Below are 14226 nucleotides of genomic sequence, written 5' to 3'. Positions count from 1 at the left end.
CCGTAGTCCACGACGCCTTCTGGATAGTCTGACGGGCGTGCGTATCGCCACCTGGAACATCAACTCCATCCGCTCCCGCATCGACCGCGTCGAGGCCTTCGTCGAACGGCACTCGATCGACGTGCTCGCCCTGCAGGAGACCAAGGCCAAGCCCGACCAGATCCCGACGATGGGGCTGGAGGCCCGCGGCTACGAGGTCGCGTCGGTGGGCTACGACCAGTGGAACGGCGTCGCGCTGCTCTCCCGGGTCGGGATGTCCGACATCCAGGTCGGGTTCGAGGGGATGCCGTCGTTCAAGGACGTCGCGGAAGCGCGGGCGCTCACGGCGACCTGCGGTGGCGTACGCGTCACCTCGGTCTACGTCCCCAACGGCCGCAAGCCCGACGACCCCCACTACGCCTACAAGCTGGAGTGGCTCGCCGCGCTGCAGAAGGCCGCGCAGGCATGGCACGACGGCCCCTCCGCCATGGTCGGCGACTGGAACGTCTGCCCCTTCGACGAGGACTGCTTCGACCCCAAGCAGTTCGTCGGCAAGACCCATCTCACCCCCGCCGAGCGCGACGCCTTCTTCGCCATCGAGAAGGACTTCAAGGACGTCGTACGCCCCTTCGTGCCCGGCCCCGAGGCCTACACCTACTTCGACTACTACCGGCAGCGCTTCGAGCGCAACCGCGGGCTGCGCATCGACTTCGTCCTTGGCTCTCCTACCTTCGCCGAGCGGGTCACCGGTGCCTTCGTCGACCTCGACGAGCGCAATCCCGCCATCGGCACCGGCTCCCCCTCCGACCACGCTCCGGTGATCGTCGACCTGGCCGACTGAGGCACGGCGGCTACTTCGGCGGCTTCGGCGGGAGTGACTCGGCGGTGACGACGCCGCGCCTGACCCAGTCGGCGAGCGCGTCGCCCTGCAGCAGCTCGGCGGCGACGTTGACGTAGCCGGACATCGTCCGGGCGCCCATGACCATCGGCTCGGCGCCCGCCGCGATGGCGGCCTCGTAGGCCGACTTGCCGGTGCGTACGAGCAGGTCGTCGGCACCCACCGCGCAGGCCATGTTGCCGTTCACCATGAACGCCAGCCCACCGAACATCTTCACCTCGGTGGCCTCGGCAGGCATCAGGTCCCGGACACGTTCGGCGAGCTCGGCGTCGTAAGCCATGTCCTCATGCAACCACGTTCTGCCGCAAAACTGTCGGTGGTCCCTGGAAGGATCGTTGACATGGAGATCTGGATCCTTGTGCTCGGGCTGGCGATCGGTCTCGCCCTGGGTGCGCTCCTCGGCGTTCTCTGGGCGCGGGCGCGGAGCGTGGAGACGGTCGCGGCCGGGATGGTGGACCAGGCCGAGGTGATGCAGGGGCTCGACCGGCTCAGTGACCAGATGCAGCACCTCGACCGCGAGCGGGCGCGCTGGCAGGGACAGTTCGAGACCGAGGTCGGGCGGCTGCAGACCGAGACCAGGTCGCTCTCGACGGCGCTGCGCAAGCCCCAGGTCAGGGGCCGTTGGGGAGAGATGCACCTGCGCCGCGCGGTGGAGCTGGCCGGCCTGGTGGACAAGTGCGACTTCTCCGAGCAGGTCCACCTCGAGGACGGGCGGCTGCGCCCCGACCTGGTGGTGCACCTGTCCGGCAACAAGGAGCTGGTCGTCGACTCCAAGGTCCCCCTCGACGCCTATCTCGACGCCGCGGCCGCGGACAACGAGGACGACTACCGCGCTCACCTGCGTCGACACACCGCCCAGCTGCGTACGCATGTGGACCAGCTCGCCTCGAAGGCCTACTGGCGCTTCCTGGATGAGTCGCCCGAGTTCGTCGTGCTCTTCGTGCCCGCGGAGTCGTTCCTCTCGGCGGCGCTGGAGACCGAGCCCGGCCTGATCGAGTACGCCGCGGAGCGCCGTGTCGTGCTGGCCTCGCCGACCACGCTGATCGCGCTGCTGCGCACGGTCGCGCACGGCTGGTCCCACGAGGCGCTCGCCGAGCAGGCCAGAGAGATCCACCGCCTCGGCCGAGATCTGCACCAACGTCTCTCCACGATGTCCAGCCATCTGGACGGGATCGGACGCTCGCTCAACACGGCGGTGACACGCTACAACCAGGCGATCGGATCCCTCGACAACCGGGTCCTGGTGGCCGCGCGTCGTTTCAATGAATTATCGGTAACCGACGATGAACTCGAGACGCCGCGTCCCGTCGAGATCCGCGCCGTGGAGCGGCTCAGCAGCGTGCGGGAAGATGATCGGCGCGCCGCCGAGAATGACGGTGCGCCGGGCCCTACCGTGGGTTCTGATACACAGGCTGCATACGAGAGATCGTGACCCCATGAGCGAGCGCCAGCGAGCGACCATAGGCGTCATGCCGTCGCGTCCGCATGAAGGCGCCTGCGCCTCGGCAACGACCGGAGCGAGGTCGAGCGGCGAGCTTGCTCGTCCGCTCGCACCGAGCGAAGGAGTCACCCCGCGAAGCGGGGAGGCGAGGGCATGAGTCAGCGCACCATCTGGGAGGAAGGACGCGAGTCCGGCCGCCATGTTGTCGCGCTCGGATCCGCCACCTCGCTGACCGTGACCTTCGTCGACCTGCTCATCGACGACAAGATCGGCCTGCTCTTCGATCTCACCTTCGTGGCGATCGCGCTGACGCTCGCGCTCATCGTCCGCCCCAGCGACTTCTTCGTGGTCGGCGTGCTGCCACCGCTGATCATGCTCGGCATCTTCATCCTGCTGGCCGCGACCCAGCCCGGGTCGATCGCCGATCCCGACGACGGATTCGTCCAAGCCGTGTTCAGCGGCCTGGGCCATCATGCGATCAGCCTCTTCATCGGCTACGCCGGCTGCCTGGGCAGCCTGGCGATGCGCCGACGGGTCCTGAGACAGCGCACCGAGGAGAGCGACGAGGTCGAGCACGAGAGCGCGCTCGCCTCCTGAGCGATCAGGCCTGAGCCGTCAGTCCAGGGCGAGGAAGCCGGACACGTCGCCGGCACCCTCACGGATGATCTCGGGCTGGCCGTCGGACCAGTCGATCACCGTGGTCGGCTCGGCGGGCGTCTCACCGGCCTCGATGACGATGTCGACCTGGTGGTCGAGCGCCTCCTTGACGTTCCAGCCGAAGACCTCCGGCTCGGTCTCCCCCGGCAGGATCAGCGTGGAGGACAGCAGCGGCTCACCGAGCTCCTCGAGCAGCGCCTGCACGACCGCGTGGTCGGGGATGCGTACGCCCACGGTCTTCTTCTTCGGGTGCATCAGGCGTCGCGGCACCTCGGGGGTCGCCGGGAGGATGAACGTGTAGGGCCCCGGGGTCGCGTGCTTGATCGCCCGGAAGGCGCTGTTGTCGACGTGGACCATCGTGCCGAGCTGGGCGAAGTCCTTGCAGATCAGCGTGAAGTGGTGGCGGTCGTCGAGTCCGCGGATCCGCAGGATCCGGTCGCGACCGTCCTTGTTGCCGATCCGTGAGCCGAGCGCGTAGCCGGAGTCGGTCGGGTACGCGATCAGCTGGTCGTCGCGCAGGGCATCGACGACCTGGCTGATCAGACGGGGCTGCGGGTTGTCAGGGTGTACGTCGAGAAATCGGGCCACCCCTCGACCCTAACGCCCACGGGCGGGCGGGGATCAACCCCTCGCGGAGGCTGCCTTGAGGTCTTTTCGCAGCTCCTTGGGGAGCGCGAAGATCAGCGACTCCTCGGCGCTCTTGTGCGCCAGCGCGTCCGGGAAGCCTCGGTCCTTGAGGAACTCGACGACCCCCTCGACCAGCTTCTCGGGGACGCTGGCCCCAGAGGTGACCGAGACGCTGCGTACGCCATCGAGCCAGGACTCGTCGATCTCGCCGGCGTCGTCGACCCGGTAGGCGGCCTTGGCGCCGGCCTCGAGCGCGACCTCGACCAGGCGGACCGAGTTGGAGGAGTTGCCGGAGCCGACGACGATGACGAGGTCGCTGGCCGCGCCGATCTCCTTGACCGCCTGCTGACGGTTCTGGGTGGCGTAGCAGATGTCGTCGCTGGGCGGGTCGAGCAGCTCGGGGAACTTCTCCCGGAGCGCGGCGACCGTCTCCATGGTCTCGTCGACCGAGAGGGTGGTCTGGGAGAGCCAGACGACCTTGGAGGGGTCGGGCACCTCGATGTTCGGTACGTCACCGGGGCCCTCGACGAGCGTGGTCGCCTCCGGCGCCTCGCCCATGGTGCCCTCGACCTCCTCGTGACCGGCGTGGCCGATCAGCAGGATGCTGTAGCCCTCGCGCGCGAACCGCTTGGCCTCCAGGTGGACCTTGGTGACCAGCGGGCAGGTCGCGTCGATGGTCTTCAGCTCGCGCACGGCGGCATCGGCGTGGACCGCCGGGGAGACACCGTGGGCGGAGAAGACGACGGTCGCGCCCGAGGGCACCTCGTCGAGCTCGTTGACGAAGACCGCGCCGCGGTTGCGGAGGTCGTCGACGACGTGCTTGTTGTGCACGATCTCCTTGCGCACGTAGACCGGCGCGCCGTAGAGGTCCAGCGCCTGCTCCACCGTGATCACGGCCCGGTCCACCCCGGCGCAGTAACCGCGCGGCTCCGCGAGGAGGACAGCCTTCTCGTCGTCGGAGATCAGGCGTGGGGTGCCGAGGTCGATGCTCATGGGCAACAGTCTAGAGACCCCACCCGAGCACGCCGACTCGGCGCGTCTGTCTCACATGTCCATGCCGAGCCGGCGCGTCAGTCCCGCCTGGTGACGCCGACTCGGCGCCAATGTCCCAGGTCTGCCCGTAGCGCGGGACAGACGCGCCGACTCGACACGCCGACCCGAAACAGACGCGCCGACTCGACGCGCTCACACGGGACAGACGCGCCGACTCGGCGGGCATTAGGGTTGCGGCATGGCCCTCGAGACCTCACCCGAGTCGCCCGCTCCGGTGCGGCAGATCGCGAACGCGATCGGCAACTGGATCGACCGGCTCGGTGCGGTCTGGGTGGAGGGGCAGGTGGCGCAGCTGAGCCGGCGGCCCGGGATGCAGACCGTCTTCCTCACCCTGCGCGACTCGGTGGCCGACATCTCGGTGCCGGTGACATGCACGCGGTTCCTGCTAGACAGCCTCAACCCGCCGTTGGTCGAGGGCGCGTCGGTGATCATCCACGCGAAGCCGTCCTACTACGCCAACCGCGGCACCCTGTCGCTGCAGGCCCGCGACATCCGTCCGGTCGGGCTCGGCGAGCTGCTCGCCCGGCTCGAGCAGCGCCGCCAGCTCCTCGCCGCCGAGGGGCTCTTCGCGGCCGAGCTCAAGCGCCCGCTCCCCTTCCTGCCGGCCAAGGTCGGGCTGGTCACCGCGGCCAACTCCGCGGCCGAGCGCGACGTGCTCGAGAACGCGCGGCGACGGTGGCCGCAGGTGCGGTTCGAGGTGGCGTACGCCGCGATGCAGGGGTCGCGCAGCGCCGCCGACGTCGTCGAGAAGCTGCAGCGGCTCGACCGTGATCCCGAGGTCGACGTCATCGTCGTCGCCCGCGGCGGCGGCTCCGTCGAGGACCTGCTGCCCTTCTCCGACGAGCACCTGATCCGCGCGGTGCACGCGGCCCGCACCCCGATCGTTTCGGCGATCGGCCACGAGCCCGACTCGCCGCTGCTGGACCTGGCCGCTGACGTACGTGCCTCGACGCCGACCGATGCCGCCAAGCTCGTCGTGCCCGACGTGGTCGAGGAGCAGCGGATCGTCGCGACCGGTCGCGACCGCCTCCGCGGCGGGATCGCCGCGCTGATCCACCGCGAGCAGACGCTCCTCGACGCCCTGCGCTCGCGTCCGGTGCTGGCCGACCCGCGCTCGCTGATCGACGCCCGGCGCGAGGAGGTCACCTCGCTGCGCGACCGTGCCCGCCGCACTGTCGGGCACGCTCTCGACCGGGCCGCCGACGACATCGGCCACCACCGTGCCCGCGCCCGCGCACTCTCACCTCTGGAGACGCTGAGGCGGGGGTACGCCGTCGCCCAGGATGCCGACGGACACGTACTCACCAGCGTCGCCGACGCCGCCGAGGGCGCGGCCGTCAGCATCCGCCTCGCCGACGGCCGCCTGGCCGCCACCATCACCTCGACCGAGAAGACTGAGCCCACCAAGGACGTAGCCGATGACTGATGACGACAAGAACCTGTCCTACGAGCAGGCCCGCGAGGAGCTGGTCGAGGTCGTCCGCAAGCTCGAGGCCGGCGGTATCACCCTCGAGGAGTCCCTGGCCCTGTGGGAGCGCGGCGAGAAGCTGGCCACGCTGTGCCAGGAGTGGCTCGACGGCGCCCGGAAGAAGATCGACGCCGCGATCGCCGACGACTGATCGCCGAGGCGTCACCCCGGTCGGCCGAAGCGTCACTCCCGCTGGCCGAGTCGTCACGACGCTGCCAACTCGACCGACGTACGTGACCTCTCGGCCGACGGGGGTGACTTCTCGGCCGACGGGGGTGACTTCTCGCTACTTCAGGGGCTGGGTGGTGAGGAGCGCGAGGTAGTCGCGGACGTCGCCGTCCTTGGGGCCCCAGAGCATGAGGGTCTGGCCGTCGACGTTGGTGGAGTAGCCGGTGTCGCCGTCGGAGTCGGACCACTCGGTCCAGGTGGTGGCGACATCGGTCGGGATGCTGACCTCGTCGCCCTTCTTGGCCTGGGAGTCGACGTTCTTCTGGGCCAGCGCCTGCGCGGAGCGGGTCGAGAACTCCAGGCCGACGTAGGAGGTCTCGCCCTTGACGAACGACATGGTCCACGACGGCTCCTCGCCGCCCTTGTAGGACGGGTCGGTGTTGGCGTACCAGCCCGCGGGCAGCTCGCGCGGGTAGACGACGTCGAGATCGGCGACCTGGGCACTGCGTACGGCCTCGGCCCAGTCGGCCTTGTAGGTCTCGTTGGCACCGCTGACCTCGCGCTCGAGGTTGCCGCGCCACTGCACGATCAGCACGATCGGGACGACCAGGACGAGCAGGAAGATCATCGACCCGATGAGAGCGCCGAACGTACGCGGGTAGCTGCGCGCCGGCGTCTCCGGCTGCTCGCTCGTCGACTGGTTCGACGGCTGGGCGGGCTGCTGATCGGTGTCGCTCACGTCCTCCATGGTCCCACTCGGCCGATGTTCCCTCGAATCGTGGTCTCGACAAGCTCGACCACCGAGACCACGTGTTCCGCAGATGAGGACATTTGTCGCACAATCACTCCGCAGATGCGATACTCCTCCGGTGACGTCATACCGTATCGCCGAAGCCGCCGATCTCCTCGGCGTCAGCGACGACACCGTGCGCCGCTGGGTCGACGCGGGACGGATCGAGGCGAGCACCGAGAACGGTCGTGCGGTCATCGACGGCATCGTCCTGGCCACGCTGGCCTCGGAGCTGGCCGACGCACCCAACCCGGACCGGACGAAGGCGGTCAGTGCCCGCAACCGGATGCTCGGGATCGTCACCAAGACCACCTTGGACACCGTGATGGCCCAGGTGGAGATGGTCTGTGGCCCTTACCGGATCGTCTCGCTGATGAGCGCCGAGGCCGCCATCGAGCTCGGGCTCGAGCCCGGCGTCAGCGCCGTGGCATCGATCAAGTCGACCAACGTCGTAGTGGAGCGCCCATGATCACGAAGCCCAGAATCGCCGCCGTCGTCGCCGTGACCACCCTGCTCGCACTCGCCGGATGCGGAAGCTCGAGCGAGGGGTCCGAGAAGCAGGAGCTGACCGTCTTCGCGGCGGCCTCGCTGACCGATACGTTCACCGAGCTGGCCGAGGAGTTCGAGAAGGACCATCCCGGCGTGAAGGTGACCACCAGCTTCGGCGGCTCCTCGGACCTGGTCGCCCAGATCGAGGACGGCGCCCCGGCGGACGTCTTCGCCTCGGCCGACACCAAGAACATGGACAAGCTCGGTGACCTGGCCACCGACCCGCAGGACTTCGCCTCCAACACGCTCGAGATCGCCACGCCTCCGGGCAACCCGGCCGAGATCGCTGGCTTCCAGGATCTGGCCAAGGCCGGCACGAAGGTCGTCGTCTGCGCGGCCGAGGTCCCCTGCGGCAGCGCGACCGCCCAGATGGAGGACAAGACCGGCGTCGACATCAAGCCGGTCAGCGAGGAGCAGTCGGTCAGCGACGTGCTCGCCAAGGTCACCTCCGGTGACGCCGACGCCGGGCTCGTGTACGTCACCGACGTGACCGCCGCCGGAGACACCGTGACCGGCGTCGAGTTCGCGGAGTCCGACGAGGTCGTGAACACCTACCCGATCAGCGCCCTCGACGGCGCCGACGACGCCGACCTCGCCCAGGAGTTCGTCGACCTGGTGCGGAGCGAGGCAGGGCAGAAGGTGCTGAGCGATGCCGGCTTCGGCCAGCCCTGATCTTCTCGGGACCGCCCGACGGACGGACCGGCAGCGGGGGGCCGGTCCGTCCGTCGGCATGCCCCGCTGGCTGTGGTTCCCGGCGGCCATCGCCGCGGCGTTCATCATCGTCCCGCTTGTCGCGATCATCCTCCGCGTCGACCTGGGCGGCTTTCCCGGCCTGATCACCTCGCCCTCCGCGCTGGAGGCGCTCTGGCTCAGCCTGCGCACCGCGGCGGCCAGCACCACGCTGTGCATCGTCCTCGGCGTACCTCTCTCCACCGTCCTGGCGCGGACCAGCTTCCGCGGCCAGGGGCTGGTGCGGTCGCTGGTGCTCCTTCCGCTCGTCCTGCCGCCGGTCGTCAGCGGGCTGGCACTGCTCTACACGTTCGGCCGCCGGGGCCTGCTGGGGCAGTCGCTGGACCTGGTCGGCATCCAGATCCCGTTCACCACCCTCGCCGTGGTGATGGCGCAGACGTTCGTGGCGCTTCCGTTCCTGGTGATCAGCCTCGAGGGGGCGCTGCGCACCAGCGGCACCCGCTACGAGGCGGTCGCGGCCACGCTCGGCGCCCGCCCCACCACCGTCTTCCGCCGCGTCACCCTTCCGCTGGTCGGCCCCGGACTTCTCTCCGGCGCGGTCCTCGCCTTCGCCCGCTGCCTGGGCGAGTTCGGCGCCACGATCACCTTCGCCGGCAACCTTCCCGGCGTCACCAGCACGATGCCGCTGCAGGTGTACCTGCTCCGCGTCGACGACCCCGACGCGGCCGTCGCCCTCTCGCTGGTGCTGGTGGTCGTCGCGATCGCCGTGATCGGCTTCGCCCGGCACGGGAGGGCCTTGTGAGCGAGCGCAAGCGAGCGAGCCATCCGATCCACACGCCGCCATCTCCGTACGATGGCGCTTGCGCAACGGAGGTGGCGGCGTGAGCGCGCTCCACCTGCGGGCGGTGATCGCCCAGCGCGGCATCGACGTCACCCTCGATGTCGCCGCCGGCGAGACGGTCGCGCTCACCGGCCCCAACGGTGCCGGCAAGTCGAGCATCCTGGGCGTGATCGCCGGTCTCCTTCGCCCCGACGAGGGAGAGGTACGCCTCGGCGACCGCATCATCGACACCACTCCCCCGCACGCCCGTGGGGTCGCCCTCCTCGCCCAGGACCCGCTCCTCTTCCCGCACCTGTCGGTGCTCGCCAATGTCGCCTTCGCTCCCCGGGCCCGAGGCGTACGCCGCCACCAGGCCAACGAGCTCGCCACCCGCCACCTCACCGAGGTCGGCGCCGAGACGCTCGCCGGGCGCAAGCCGTCCGAGATCTCCGGCGGCCAGGCCCAGCGGGTCGCGGTGGCCCGGGCACTCGCCGCCGACCCCGAGCTGCTCCTGCTCGACGAGCCGATGGCCTCGCTCGATGTCGACGTACGTCCTGCGCTTCGCCAGACGCTCCGCGAAGCCCTCCAGGACAGGACAGCCATCATCGTCACCCACGACGCCGCGGACGCCCGTGCGCTCGCCGACCGGGTGGTGGTGATCGAGCACGGTCACATCGTCGAGGACGGCCCGACCGAACGAGTGCTGAACGAACCGCAAACACCGTTCGCCGTCAGGCTTGTCTCTGGATCGATCAAGTGACGCGGCGGGGACTCCACCGCGCCCGGCGGATAGATTGAACCCCATGAACGACACCCAGCCGCTCGGCGTCGCCCCCACCGCTCCTGACCGCAACCTGGCCCTGGAGCTCGTGCGCGTCACCGAGGCGGCAGCGATGGCCGCGGCTCGCTGGGTGGGGCGTGGTGACAAGAACGGCGCCGACGGTGTCGCGGTCAACGCGATGCGCACGATGATCTCCACGGTCGCCATGAACGGCACCGTCGTGATCGGCGAGGGCGAGAAGGACAACGCCCCGATGCTCTTCAACGGCGAGCAGGTCGGCGACGGCACCGGACCCGAGTGCGACGTCGCGGTCGACCCGATCGACGGCACCACCCTGACCGCCAAGGGCATGAGCAACGCCGTCGCGGTGATGGCGGTCGCCCCGCGCGGCAGCATGTACGACCCCAGCGCCGTCTTCTACATGGAGAAGCTGGTCACCGGCCCCGAGGCCGCTGACGTCGTCGACATCCGCCTGCCGGTCGCCGAGAACATCGCCGCGGTGGCCAAGGCCAAGGACACCACGGTCTCCGACATCACCGTGATCGTCCTCGACCGGCCCCGCCACGACAAGCTGGTCGAGGAGATCCGCGAGACCGGCGCCCGGATCAAGTTCATCGTCGACGGTGACGTCGCCGGCGCGATCTCGGCCGCCCGTGCCGGCTCCGGGGCCGACCTGCTGATGGGCATCGGCGGCACCCCCGAGGGCATCGTCGCGGCCTGCGCGATGAAGGCCCTGGGCGGCACCATCCAAGGCCGGCTGTGGCCCAAGGACGACGAGGAGCGCCAGCGCGCCCTCGACGCCGGCCACAACCTCGACCCCGACTTCGTGCTCCACACCAACGACCTGGTCACCGGCGACGACTGCTTCTTCGTCGCCACCGGCATCACCGACGGCGACCTGATGCGGGGCGTGCAGTACCTCCCCCACGGCGCCGTCGTCACCGACTCCCTCGTCATGCGCAGCCGCTCGGGCACGATCCGCAAGGTCACCTCCGAGCACCAGCTCGCCAAGCTCAAGGCCTACAGCGCCATCGATTTCTGATCCTCGCCCGGCGCGTGCGCCGGACCGGACGCGGCAAGGACCTCCTGGTCCTTGCCGCGTTTCTCGTTGAGCTCGTTGTTCCCGGAGTCCCCAGAGCGACCGCCCGCGGTGCCATTTTGTTGCTATCTTGTGGTGCGACACGAGCATTGATGAGCGTCTCAGGTGTATGTCATTCGGGGAGGCATCGACGTGACGGACCCATTCTTCGCTGCCCTGCGGGCACGTCGCCCGGACGTCGACATCGTGATCCTGCCGCCGGAGGACCCTCTCGGACCTTCACCCGAGGCGACGACCGATGACCTGGGCCGGTCGGCGCAAGCGGTGGACGCAGCCTTCGCAGCAATCGCCGCGCGCGTACCGGGTCACACCGAGGACGGCCCCCGGTGGGAGACGTACGACCGCGAGAACGTACGTCGCTGGGCCCAGCTCGAGGCGCGAGCAGCCGACGGCGGCGCGATCCTGGCCGGCCTCGATCAGGCGTTCCGGGACGCAAGGTGGCACTCCGCGCTCGCAGTGAAGGCATTCCACCGGTGGACGGCTTCGCAACCGGATGTCCAGATCGTCGGCACCTGGTCCGAGAGCCATCACGCACTCGTGGTGACGGTGACCGGCCGGGTTCTCCGTCCCGCGGCGGAGGCGCAGGAGGCGTTGACATGACGCTGCACGTCGAACCGGCCAAGGTCAGGTCCACGGCTGCCGCGTGGGACACGGAGAATCTCCACCTCACCGCCGCGGCGAAGCAGATCATCGGGGTCGGCACCGGTGGATTCACACCAGCGGTGGCGAGTCTGGTCGGACGGTTCATCGAGGCGTGGGAGGCGATCGCCACCAAGTCCGCCCGCTCCTCCGAGTCCCAGGCCGACGGGCTGAGGAGCACCGCGATCGACATCCTCGAGACCGACGCGAAGACCGATTTCGACGCATCCTTGGCGCTGAGCAGCATCAAGGAGATCCGGTGACCATCACCATCTCGCTGCCGCCGACGCCGAGCGAGACGCCCGAGTTCGACGCGGACGGGCAGAAGGTCCAGGACGCGGGGACCGCCCTGCGTACCTCCTCGTCGATCTTCGACGACCACGGCTCGTTCGTGGGCGGGAAGGCCAAGGAGTCCGGCCTCCTCGACGGCCGGGCCGCCGCTGCATACGCCGAAGCGCTGAGCCCCATCGGCAGGCACGCCGATGCCTGCTCGCTGGCGCTGCGCGCCGCGGCCAACGCGGTGCTGGGCCACGGCGACGACCTGGTCGATCTCAGCAAGCGTCATCAACAGCTCAGGGCCGACCGCGCGCACCTGGCCCGCGAGGTCGCCGCCCTCTCCGCCCGGGCGAACCCGCTGCCCACCGACGAGGCCGCGCTCCAGCTCCTCAAGTCGGACTGCGACCGCTGCACCAGTCAGATCGAGGCGTACGAATCCGATCTGGTGAGGTGGGCCGAGGATCTCCGGGCCAGCGAGGAGCGGGTCGCCGCCGCGCTCCGCGGTGCGATGACCGAGCAGCAGGTCGACCAGAAGTACGCCGGGGTCGCCGACCCCGCGGACGCCGCCAGGGACTCGATGCCGACGGGCAAGGACCCCACCGCGGTCAAGGCGTGGTGGGACAGCCTCACCGAAGAGCAGCGAGCGGCCATGATCGCTGCCGACCCCGAGATCGTGGGGAACACCGACGGCATCCCGGCGGCCGATCGCAGCGCGGCGAACACCATCTCGCTCGACCGTGACCTCGCCGAGCTCGGCGCCATCCCCGAGGACCAGCGCACCGACGACGAGCAGACCCGCTACGACAACGCCCGGGCCGCGGACGATGCGCGGCGGAGGATCGAGAGAGGCATCGACCCGATGACGGGCGAGAACTACGTGCCGCAGATCTACGCCTACGATCCGATGGCGTTCGGCGGCGACGGCGCCGTCGCGATGGCCGTCGGCGACCTCGACACCGCCGAGAACGTCTCGGTGAACGTGCCCGGACTCACCACCGACATGGAGTCCGCCGACAGCAATGCCCAGAACGCCATCAACCTCCAGCAGGCGGCGGCGTTCGAAGGCGGAACCAGCACCGCCACGATGTTCTGGATCGGCTATGACGCGCCCAGCGGTGCCGACTCGGTCGGGGTCGCCGCCGAAGGTATGGCCGCCGCTGGCGGCGAACGTCTCGCCGACACCCTCGACGGTCTCAACGCCATGCGTTCCGACGACTTCCACCTCACCGCCATCGGCCACAGCTACGGGTCCACCACCGTCGCCCACGCCATGACCGACCACCACCCCGGTGCCGACGACGTCGTCCTGCTCGGCAGCCCTGGCGCCGGCGACGATGCCGACTCGGCCGACGACCTCGGCGTCGGGTCGGGACATGTCTTCGTCGGCACGAACAGCGAGGACCTCGTCGGCCGTTTGGGGCAGACCGGATGGGTCAGCCCCGCGGCCATCGGCGCGGGCGTGCTCACCGGCCCCCTCGGCGGCGTCGTCGCCCAGATGGCCGGCGCCGGTCTCGGCCACAACCCGGCGGAGGACGACTTCGGTGCCGTACGCTTCCAGGCCGAGAGCACCAGCAGAGGGTCGATCCCCAACATCGACGACCACGTCAAGTACTACGACCACGACACGGAGTCACTCGCCAACATGGCCCACATCGTCAACGGCCAGTACGACGAGGTCGTACGCGCCGGGCAGGTGCACGACCCGTGGTACCGCGGCCCGGTCGACCCCGAGAGCGACCGCACCCCGACCAGCCCCGACACGGACGGCCGATGACCGCCCGGATCCTGGCCGCGACGGCGGCGGCACTGACGATCCTGCTTGCCGGAGGATGTGGTGGAGTGAGCGACAAGACCTACGCCGAGCTCGAACACCAGCGAGACGACGTGCTCACCTGGGCACGCGAGCTGTCCGCCGTCGCCTCGACGACGCTCGGCGCGTCCCCCGAGGACGCGACGGAGGCGTACGACGGCGTGGATCAGAAGGGGTACTCGGACAAGTACAAGTCCTACAGGTACGACGTCCAGGCCGACTTCGTCACGGAGCAGCAGGACCCGCTCAACGCGCTGCGCGACGAGCTCGAGGAGTTCAGCCCGACGTTCAGCGGTAACTCGTTGCGGCTCTCGCACGGTGATCTGACCGCCCACTTCCAGACCTACCCGAAGGCCCCCGGTGCGGTCGGCCTCGTCGTCGAGGGGCCCCCGATCGAGATCGACCAGGAAGACATGAGCGACTGGGACGGCTACGTCATCGGCGAACCGGTCGACCTGGAATGACCCGGTAAAGTCGGCAC

General features: G+C 69.6%; 18 protein-coding genes. 14 read left to right on the top strand and 4 right to left on the bottom strand.

Going from position 1 to position 14226, the window contains the following annotated elements:
* Window positions 1–37: 37 nt before the first annotated feature.
* On the top strand, window positions 38–820 hold the full coding sequence (locus ACIA03_RS11485; protein WP_396982377.1) for an exodeoxyribonuclease III: 783 nt from the start codon (window positions 38–40) through the stop codon (window positions 818–820).
* Between the two features lie 10 nt (window positions 821–830).
* Here the strand turns inward: ACIA03_RS11485 and ACIA03_RS11480 are convergent, their stop codons facing one another.
* Window positions 831–1157 carry a TfoX/Sxy family protein gene (locus ACIA03_RS11480; RefSeq protein WP_396982375.1) on the bottom strand — a complete coding sequence of 109 codons (327 nt, stop codon included), beginning with the start codon at window positions 1155–1157 and terminating at the stop codon, window positions 831–833.
* A gap of 60 nt (window positions 1158–1217) precedes the next feature.
* Here ACIA03_RS11480 and ACIA03_RS11475 point away from each other — a divergent pair, with 60 nt between their 5' ends.
* The gene (locus ACIA03_RS11475; RefSeq protein WP_396982373.1) at window positions 1218–2309 is read left to right on the top strand and encodes a DNA recombination protein RmuC; all 1092 of its coding nucleotides are present in this window, start codon (window positions 1218–1220) and stop codon (window positions 2307–2309) included.
* A gap of 162 nt (window positions 2310–2471) precedes the next feature.
* The gene (locus ACIA03_RS11470; protein ID WP_396982371.1) at window positions 2472–2915 is read left to right on the top strand and encodes a DUF6542 domain-containing protein; all 444 of its coding nucleotides are present in this window, start codon (window positions 2472–2474) and stop codon (window positions 2913–2915) included.
* Window positions 2916–2933: 18 nt separating this feature from the next.
* Here the strand turns inward: ACIA03_RS11470 and ACIA03_RS11465 are convergent, their stop codons facing one another.
* On the bottom strand, window positions 2934–3563 hold the full coding sequence (locus ACIA03_RS11465; protein ID WP_396982369.1) for an L-threonylcarbamoyladenylate synthase: 630 nt from the start codon (window positions 3561–3563) through the stop codon (window positions 2934–2936).
* A gap of 33 nt (window positions 3564–3596) precedes the next feature.
* Window positions 3597–4595 (bottom strand): 4-hydroxy-3-methylbut-2-enyl diphosphate reductase, encoded by a 999-nt coding sequence (locus ACIA03_RS11460; protein WP_396982367.1) that lies wholly within the window; start codon window positions 4593–4595, stop codon window positions 3597–3599.
* 238 nt (window positions 4596–4833) lie between these two features.
* Here ACIA03_RS11460 and xseA point away from each other — a divergent pair, with 238 nt between their 5' ends.
* Both xseA and ACIA03_RS11450 read left to right on the top strand, forming a co-directional pair.
* Complete coding sequence (gene xseA, locus ACIA03_RS11455; RefSeq protein ID WP_396982364.1) at window positions 4834–6081, top strand: exodeoxyribonuclease VII large subunit; 1248 nt, start codon at window positions 4834–4836, stop codon at window positions 6079–6081.
* Window positions 6074–6274 (top strand): exodeoxyribonuclease VII small subunit, encoded by a 201-nt coding sequence (locus ACIA03_RS11450; protein WP_396982362.1) that lies wholly within the window; start codon window positions 6074–6076, stop codon window positions 6272–6274. Before xseA ends, ACIA03_RS11450 begins: the two co-directional genes overlap by 8 nt.
* Window positions 6275–6409: 135 nt before the next feature.
* Here ACIA03_RS11450 and ACIA03_RS11445 read toward each other — a convergent pair whose 3' ends face one another.
* Window positions 6410–7030: a DUF4245 family protein gene (locus ACIA03_RS11445; protein WP_396982360.1), complete on the bottom strand. Its 621-nt coding sequence runs from the start codon at window positions 7028–7030 to the stop codon at window positions 6410–6412.
* Window positions 7031–7160: 130 nt separating this feature from the next.
* On the opposite strand from ACIA03_RS11445, the gene ACIA03_RS11440 reads away from it, so the two are divergent.
* From ACIA03_RS11440 to ACIA03_RS11400, 9 genes are all read left to right on the top strand, one after another.
* A complete protein-coding gene (locus tag ACIA03_RS11440) occupies window positions 7161–7550 on the top strand; it encodes a helix-turn-helix transcriptional regulator (RefSeq protein WP_350830385.1) in 390 nt (129 codons plus the stop codon).
* The gene (gene modA, locus ACIA03_RS11435; protein ID WP_396982357.1) at window positions 7547–8302 is read left to right on the top strand and encodes a molybdate ABC transporter substrate-binding protein; all 756 of its coding nucleotides are present in this window, start codon (window positions 7547–7549) and stop codon (window positions 8300–8302) included. The genes ACIA03_RS11440 and modA overlap by 4 nt, the downstream gene beginning before the upstream one ends.
* A 58-nt stretch (window positions 8303–8360) precedes the next feature.
* Window positions 8361–9122, top strand: a complete 762-nt coding sequence (locus ACIA03_RS11430) for an ABC transporter permease (RefSeq protein WP_396982355.1) — start codon at window positions 8361–8363, stop codon at window positions 9120–9122.
* A 79-nt stretch (window positions 9123–9201) separates the two neighbouring features.
* A complete protein-coding gene (locus ACIA03_RS11425; RefSeq protein ID WP_396982353.1) occupies window positions 9202–9900 on the top strand; it encodes a sulfate/molybdate ABC transporter ATP-binding protein in 699 nt (232 codons plus the stop codon).
* Between the two features lie 43 nt (window positions 9901–9943).
* Window positions 9944–10963 (top strand): class II fructose-bisphosphatase, encoded by a 1020-nt coding sequence (gene glpX, locus ACIA03_RS11420; RefSeq protein ID WP_396982351.1) that lies wholly within the window; start codon window positions 9944–9946, stop codon window positions 10961–10963.
* A 189-nt stretch (window positions 10964–11152) separates the two neighbouring features.
* Complete coding sequence (locus tag ACIA03_RS11415) at window positions 11153–11620, top strand: hypothetical protein (protein ID WP_396982349.1); 468 nt, start codon at window positions 11153–11155, stop codon at window positions 11618–11620.
* Window positions 11617–11922 carry a hypothetical protein gene (locus tag ACIA03_RS11410; protein WP_396982347.1) on the top strand — a complete coding sequence of 102 codons (306 nt, stop codon included), beginning with the start codon at window positions 11617–11619 and terminating at the stop codon, window positions 11920–11922. Before ACIA03_RS11415 ends, ACIA03_RS11410 begins: the two co-directional genes overlap by 4 nt.
* The gene (locus ACIA03_RS11405) at window positions 11919–13709 is read left to right on the top strand and encodes an alpha/beta hydrolase (RefSeq protein WP_396982345.1); all 1791 of its coding nucleotides are present in this window, start codon (window positions 11919–11921) and stop codon (window positions 13707–13709) included. Before ACIA03_RS11410 ends, ACIA03_RS11405 begins: the two co-directional genes overlap by 4 nt.
* Window positions 13706–14209 carry a hypothetical protein gene (locus ACIA03_RS11400; protein WP_396982343.1) on the top strand — a complete coding sequence of 168 codons (504 nt, stop codon included), beginning with the start codon at window positions 13706–13708 and terminating at the stop codon, window positions 14207–14209. Before ACIA03_RS11405 ends, ACIA03_RS11400 begins: the two co-directional genes overlap by 4 nt.
* Window positions 14210–14226: the final 17 nt, after the last annotated feature.

This window comes from Nocardioides sp. NPDC051685 (assembly GCF_044453405.1).
Lineage (GTDB): Bacteria > Actinomycetota > Actinomycetes > Propionibacteriales > Nocardioidaceae > Nocardioides.
This window is presented reverse-complemented; position numbering and strand designations above follow the sequence as displayed.

Excerpts from the sequence above, each read along its gene's own strand:
- ACIA03_RS11480 (WP_396982375.1), bottom strand. The coding sequence starts at position 1,157 with ATGGCTTACGACGCCGAGCTCGCCGAACGTGTCCGGGACCTGATGCCT.
- ACIA03_RS11475 (WP_396982373.1), top strand. The coding sequence starts at position 1,218 with ATGGAGATCTGGATCCTTGTGCTCGGGCTGGCGATCGGTCTCGCCCTG.
- ACIA03_RS11470 (WP_396982371.1), top strand. The coding sequence starts at position 2,472 with ATGAGTCAGCGCACCATCTGGGAGGAAGGACGCGAGTCCGGCCGCCAT.
- ACIA03_RS11460 (WP_396982367.1), bottom strand. The coding sequence starts at position 4,595 with ATGAGCATCGACCTCGGCACCCCACGCCTGATCTCCGACGACGAGAAG.
- xseA (WP_396982364.1), top strand. The coding sequence starts at position 4,834 with ATGGCCCTCGAGACCTCACCCGAGTCGCCCGCTCCGGTGCGGCAGATC.
- ACIA03_RS11450 (WP_396982362.1), top strand. The coding sequence starts at position 6,074 with ATGACTGATGACGACAAGAACCTGTCCTACGAGCAGGCCCGCGAGGAG.
- modA (WP_396982357.1), top strand. The coding sequence starts at position 7,547 with ATGATCACGAAGCCCAGAATCGCCGCCGTCGTCGCCGTGACCACCCTG.
- ACIA03_RS11430 (WP_396982355.1), top strand. The coding sequence starts at position 8,361 with ATGCCCCGCTGGCTGTGGTTCCCGGCGGCCATCGCCGCGGCGTTCATC.
- glpX (WP_396982351.1), top strand. The coding sequence starts at position 9,944 with ATGAACGACACCCAGCCGCTCGGCGTCGCCCCCACCGCTCCTGACCGC.
- ACIA03_RS11410 (WP_396982347.1), top strand. The coding sequence starts at position 11,617 with ATGACGCTGCACGTCGAACCGGCCAAGGTCAGGTCCACGGCTGCCGCG.
- ACIA03_RS11400 (WP_396982343.1), top strand. The coding sequence starts at position 13,706 with ATGACCGCCCGGATCCTGGCCGCGACGGCGGCGGCACTGACGATCCTG.